The organism is Methylomagnum sp. (assembly GCF_054333355.1).
Window position 1 is genome coordinate 1 of record NZ_JBTEKS010000251.1, and the last position, 6525, is coordinate 6525.

Annotated in this window: 5 protein-coding genes; all 5 read right to left on the reverse strand. The window is 63.7% G+C overall.

Translation table 11 applies throughout. The features are described from left to right. Positions 1–62: 62 nt before the first annotated feature. On the reverse strand, positions 63–353 hold the full coding sequence (locus tag ACXWUF_RS16215) for a hypothetical protein (protein ID WP_458495689.1): 291 nt from the start codon (positions 351–353) through the stop codon (positions 63–65). Positions 354–520: 167 nt separating this feature from the next. After that, on the reverse strand, positions 521–997 hold the full coding sequence (locus ACXWUF_RS16220; RefSeq protein ID WP_458495690.1) for an FKBP-type peptidyl-prolyl cis-trans isomerase: 477 nt from the start codon (positions 995–997) through the stop codon (positions 521–523). 163 nt (positions 998–1160) lie between these two features. Next, positions 1161–1286 carry a hypothetical protein gene (locus tag ACXWUF_RS16225; protein WP_458495691.1) on the reverse strand — a complete coding sequence of 42 codons (126 nt, stop codon included), beginning with the start codon at positions 1284–1286 and terminating at the stop codon, positions 1161–1163. 109 nt (positions 1287–1395) lie between these two features. After that, a complete protein-coding gene (locus ACXWUF_RS16230; protein ID WP_458495692.1) occupies positions 1396–5004 on the reverse strand; it encodes a VanZ family protein in 3609 nt (1202 codons plus the stop codon). A gap of 78 nt (positions 5005–5082) precedes the next feature. Next, a complete protein-coding gene (locus ACXWUF_RS16235; protein ID WP_458495693.1) occupies positions 5083–6363 on the reverse strand; it encodes an MFS transporter in 1281 nt (426 codons plus the stop codon). Positions 6364–6525: the final 162 nt, after the last annotated feature.

A 6525-nucleotide genomic window follows, 5' to 3' on the forward strand; every position in this document is an offset into this window, starting at 1 on the left:
AAGCGTGTGGCTCGCGTAAGCATTCGCATCGGGGGCGTCGGAAAGATGGAGGGCGTCGTGGTTCATGCTTGCGGGGAAAACGCGCAATTGTAGTCAAGGGAGGTGCGGAAAGACGGGTTGAACCACAACCCCGGCAATTCCGACGCCTCGGCCATGCCCTGTCGGTCCAGCCGGTAGCCCCGGCAGGCCCGTTCCCATACGACCGGGACGCGCAAGCGGTCGCGCATGTACTCGATGTCACGCTTGAAGGTGGCGATGGAAATGCCCAGCTCGGCGAGGAAGTCCCGCACCGGCACCGTGGCCCGCTCGCGCAGCATTTGCTCGATACGGTAGAAGCGTTCGGTTCGGTCCATGGATTTGTCCGATTTGGTCCCCTCGCCTATCGGGAGAGGGCTAGGGTGAAGGGAGGTCGAATGGGGCTTCCTTTTCAACAAGGAAAAATCCTGTTTTCACCCCCTCACCCCGACCCTCTCCCGATGGGAGAGGGAGAAAATTACACGGCGTGATGGCCCTGTAAGCCTTACTTGCCGACCTTGACCAGATCCACCTCGAAAACCAGCGTGGAATTGGGCGGAATGACCCGGCCCGCGCCCCGCTCGCCGTAAGCCAATTCCGGCGGGATGACGAACTTGTATTTGGCGCCTTCCTTCATGAGTTGCAGCCCCTCGGTCCAGCCGGGGATCACGCCGTTAAGCGGGAAGCTGATGCCCTGGCCGCTGTCAAATTCGCCGCCCGAAATGAAGCTGCCGCGATAATTGACGGTCACGGTGTCGGTGGCCTTGGGCGAGGCGCCGGTGCCTTCTTTCAGCACTTCGTATTCCAGGCCGCTGGGGGTTGTGGTTACGCCGGGTTTTTTCATGTTTTCACTCAAGAATTTAGTGCCTTCCTGTTGATTGCGATCAGCATCCACGGATGAGGAAGGCTTACAGCCGTAAATGCCGGAGCCGATGACCAGCGCGGCGAGCGTGGCCCGGAAAAGATTGGAATGGTTGCTCATTGGTCGTTTTAGCTCTCTGGATGGGATTGAAGTTTTTATTTAGCCATACCTCGTTCGGCAGTCCGGTAGGGTGGGTTAGGCGCACGGCATCATTTCAGGAAATATCAAACTCAACGTAATGAGCGCCTAACCCATCCTACGAAACAGCGAAACGACAAAACACCTACTTGTTCCACCAAACCGCGCCCAGCCGGAACAGGTAAAAGCCGAGTTCCAGCACCAGAAAGGCAATGAGGATGTCCAGCAGCTTGCGCCAGTTTAAAGGCTCGGCGCGGTCGGGCTTTGGCATTGGGTGTGGTCCGTGATAAATGGCGGGGCATTATACCGGCCTTGGATAATTCGGCGGGGCATCGACCACGGATCAGGGATGTTATCCATTCTCACCGCCCGGCGTTGATTCACCTTATCGCCCTTGCCCCGGCACCACCCATATCGAATACCTCCCCATCCAGCCGAATCGAAGGCAAACCCGACCCTTCGGGAAACGTGACCATCAACCGCCGCTGCGGTCCCTCGATTTGGCAGCCGGACGGACCCACCAACTTGCTGATTCTAAAATTCGGCTCGGGCCGACCGACGATCCGGGGCTTGAGAATCATCAGGAAATCATCCTGCGGCGCGGGCCGACGGGGCTTGATTTCGACCCGCCAGCGGCCCGGCTCGGACCCTGGCCGCTGCCCCGCCAAGTTCCAGACCTCGCCGCCCCCGTCGTAATTGCGCCCGCCCACCAGAAACTCGGCCCCCGGCCCGCCCACGATATCGATGAAGGCGTCATCCGGCCACAACACATGGACATCCAAGACGCCGCCCGACTTGCCGGGACCGGGTTCCGCCGGGGTTTGCACGCGGAATCCGAACTCGGTGCGAACCGGCGGCTCCAGGCTGTGCAGCAAGGAACGCTTAACAAAATTAGGGTCGGTGGCGCGGACCCGATCATGCACCACCACCGCATCGTTCACCCGGTCATAGATGAAGGTGCGAATCAAACGCTCGACCCGCCGGGTGCGGGCGAAAAAGCTGCCCCGCCGGGAATCAAGATTGTTGTAGGCCGGAGTCACATCGGCCACGGCCACCACGAGGTCTTTCCGGGCGGCGTAGGCCAGCAACGCGCCGGTATGGTAAAGCGCCCGCTTGCGCTCCCACTCCGCCCGGTCCATGGGCGCCGGCTCCTGCCCCCAACCGGACCCCACCCGCCGCTGCCCGCCATCGTTGGCGATGATCCGGGGCTGACCGGCGGTCGGCATGGGCGCCGTGTCGTAGGGGTCGGTCACGGTGATGGCGTTATGGGCGATGGTCTGATAGGTATAATTCATGTGGTGGTCGGACCCATACCGGGGACCGTACAAGCCGCTATCAATCGCCAGGGCACCGCCCTTGTAGATGGTGAACGATCCCTGATCGAGATGGCTGTGGGACCAGAAATTATCCCCGGCCTTGAACGTCACCAGCGTGGCGTCCGCGTCCCAGCCGCTCCGCGCCACCACCAGGCCAACGCCATCGAACAGCCGCTCCAAGGGCAGGCGCGTCACCGCCGCCGGGTCGCACAGGTCGGGCCGGGTCAGCGGTCCCCAGGGCCAGGCCGATGGCTCATTGGGCGGGGGACAGCCGCCCAGGGAATAAGCCGCCGGATGCTGGTACTCGATGGCGAGGGGAATCCGGTCGGGCGCGCCCCGCTGAAAAAAGCCGCCATCCCCCAGGCGGAGATAGGTGCCATCCGGGCGGGTGCGATATATCAGGAAGTCAAGAAAGCCGCGCAGCCCCGGCTCGGTGGCAAACAGATTCTCGCCGGTCGCCGCCCGCCACAGCGCCGGTAGTTGATAAGCCGCCTGCCCAATGCCGATGCCGACATACTCGCCGCCCTCGTGCCAGCCACCGTTCTTCCCCATGATGTGCCGCCACACCGGCAGCACCCGGTTCTTCCAATAATCATGGGCGAAGCCCATCACCGTCTCGGCTTTCGGGCTGTCCCCGTACACCGCGATGGCGCAGGCCATGAGCGCCTGCAAAGGGCTGTTGTAGAGGAACACGTTGTAGGGGGACAGCCGCTCCTCGCGGATGAAGTCGATCTCATAGCGGCAGCCTGCCAGGGTCTTGTCCAGCAGCATGGCCCGTTGCTCGGGCGTCCAACGCTCGTACAGCCAATCGTAAGCCTGGGCCAAGGGCTTGACCTGCTCATCGCCGCGCTCGGTGAATTGCAGCGCCATCAAGCGGCGGAACAGCAGCGCCCTATCGAAGGGTTCAGCGCGGATATACGCGGCGAAAATGGCCGCGTCGAAAGCCCCGGCCCCGCGCTGGGCTTGGCCCACCCGCCGCATAATAAAACCGGGATTGTCGGCGCGTAGCTTCGCCAACTCCGCCTCGGACGGCGCGGGCAAACGGGGATGGGCATGGCGGAATCCGGGCAAATGCGCCGCTGGCAACTCCCAGGGTTCGGGCGGTCTCGGATAGAAGCGCTCGTTGGCGACGGTCTCAATGGCGCTGGACGGAATCGTCAGCAGGAACGACAACAGCCACACGCCCACGCCCGCCGTCAGCGCCGCGCCGACCCAACTGGCCGGGCCGATTCTCGCGGGCGTCACAGATTGGCCCGGCACCCGCGCGCCGGACTCATCCGGCAGCATTGACTGGCACAGCGTCCAGGCCAGCCAATAGCCAGCCATCGCGCCCACGGGTCCGATCAACAGATTGGTGGGATCGGGGTGGGCCTTGGGCAAATAGAGCTTGATCCCTTCCACCACGCAAACCGCCAGAACGGTTAGGCCACCGCTCAGCAGGTAGCCCCACTGCCGCCGACGCCCAACCAAGGCCACGAACACCATGGCGCCGATGGGCGCGTACAGCGCGAGGTTATGGGTCAGGCTCTCCACCGCGTGGGCCTCGGTGGTGAAATAGTGGTAATAGAATGGCAGGAAATGCAGCGCCATCAAGCGCTCGGTCGCCGCCATGTCGGACAGCCACGCCCCCTTCCCCATCAGCGTCAACCGGACGAGCGCCCCGCCATACAGCAACAGCATGGGTGCCCACCACAACGGATGGGCCAAGGTCCGCAGCCCGGGCCTCAGCCAATCCCGCCCGCCGCCCCTGAACACGGCATACCCCAGCACGACGCCCAAGGCTCGTAAAACAATGGATGCGCCCTGAGCGATATTGGAGGCGGTTAGAAGCTGGATGGCCTCCAGGGCGACACCCAAGCCCAATCCCCAGCGGGCGGCGTCGGCCAAGCCCCGGCGCGGCCACCACAAGCCGAATCCCAGGCCCAGCGGCGCGGCGGCGATGATTTCGGACAGATGCGCCCAAGCGCAGGGCCGGGTTCCGTCGCAGCCGTCGGGCGCCAGCCACCCGCCCCAACCGCCGCCGTTCAGCCGCCAGGCGAATTCTTGGCCGGACACCAGGAAATCGAAGGGAAACACCGCCAAGCCCAGATAGGCCGCGCCGTAGAGCAAGATCAACAAGCGCGGCGTTTCCGCGCTGTGATTCGCCAGGGCGCGGCGGATGGTCTCGATCCGGTCCCCCAACCAGCACCACGCGACGACGCCCAACCCGGAGCCGAGGGTTTCGGCATAGATGTCGTTGAGGGACACCGTGCGGCGCGGGAAGAAGACTTGGGTGAACTCCACCGCCACCGCGAATCCGACGCACCCGGCGAACACCGCGAGGAACGGCCAGGAGCGGCCCGCCCTCGCGCCTAGAGCATTTTCATCTCGACTATCATCTAGTGCGGATGTAGGTCGGGCTTTAGCCCGACCCTGCCGCTCCGTTTGCCGCACTGTCGGGCTAAAGCCCGGCCTACAATCCTTGCCGTCCGCACGCTGGCACTGAGAGCGCTCTAGCCAGCGGCTCACGGCGGCGGAACCCAAGTAAGCGAGGGGGATGTACAGCAGGATGTTGGCGATCCAATCCGCCCGCGAGGTGGTGGCGAGATGGAGATAAGGGATGCGGAGAAACTGGCTCCAGGCCAAGGGCCAGGGCAAATCCCGGTAAAAGAAGGGAATCAGGCTGCCATACACGACGAAGGCCGCGTAGAACAGGGCCGCTAGGGAATAGCGTTGGTGTGGTTTCAGAGCAAGCCTATATCAATCAAAAATTCACAACTCCGCCGCGCACCGCTCGCCCTCACGCACATCCACCCGCGCCAACAAGGCCGCGCCCGCGCCGAACAGCACCAGCAAGGACAACATGGACAGCCGGGGTTCGCCGGTCCAGCGGCTCACCACGCCGACCAACACCGGACCCAGCACGGCGGCGAACTTGCTCAGCAAATTCATGAAGCCGAAGAATTCGCCCGCCTTGTCCCTTGGGATGATCCGGGCGAACAAAGCCCGACTGAGCGCCTGCACCCCGCCCTGCACCAGCCCGACCACGGCGGCGATGCCGTAGAACTCCCAGGGCTGGGTCATCCGCGCCCCCCACAGCACCACACCCGCATACACGGCCAGCCCCGCCAGGATGGCCGAGCGGGTGCCGAAGCGCTCGCCCAGCCGTCCGTAAATCAGTGTCGCGGGCACGCCCACCGCCTGGGTAATCAGCAAGGCCAGCATCAAGCCGCCCGCATCGAAGCCAAGCGCCAACGCATAATCCACCGCCATTTGCACGATGGTGTCCACGCCGTCGATGTACAGCCAATAAGCGCCCAAGAACAGCATCACCACCTTAAGCCGCCGGATATGGCGGAGGGTTTCCCGCAATTGCCCAATCCCCGCCGCCAACGCGGCCCAGCCAGTCGCCCGCCGGGTGGGCGGCTCAGCGACGTTGAACAACAATGGCAGCGTGAACAACAGCCACCAACCCGCCACCAACAGGAACGACACCCGCACCGCCTCGCCCGCGTTCGCCAAGCCGAACCAGCCGGGCTTCTGGGTCATCAACACGTTAAACGCGAACAAGGCGCCGCCGCCGAGATAGCCCATCCCCACCGCGAAGGATGAAACCCGCTCAAAGCGCGAAGGCTGGGTCACGGACGGCAGCAAGGAATCGTAGAACACCATGCCGACCGAGAAGCCGACCATCCCCAGGCCGTAGAGCGGCAGCGCCGTCGCGTAGCCGCCCGGCCCAACCCAATACAGGCTGGCGGACATGGTGATGCCCAGCAAGGCAAACAAGGACAGAAGCGGCTTCTTGAGACCGCCCGCGTCGGACAGCGAACCCAATACCGGCGACAGCATCAGGGCCAGCAGCGCGGCGGAGGAATTCACCACGCCCAGCCAGAACGTGCTTTCCGTGGCGGGAATATCAGCGGCCCAGTATTGCTTGAGGAAGACCGGAAAGAACGCCGCCATCACCGTGGTGGCGAAGGCGGAGTTCGCTACGTCGTAGAGCGCCCAGGAGAGTTCGCGGGGGCGGAGCGGTTGGGGATCGGGGGTTGGCATGTGGGCGGCGCGTGTCGGAGGAAACGGGTTCCTATCTTAACGCACCGGGACGCTTGAGCCTGCCTGTATGAAAGACCGCCTCGGTTTGCGAAACCGCGGCGGTCTACACGACACATTTTTAGGCCGGATAGACCTATAGGATGGGTGGAGCTTCAGCGGAAC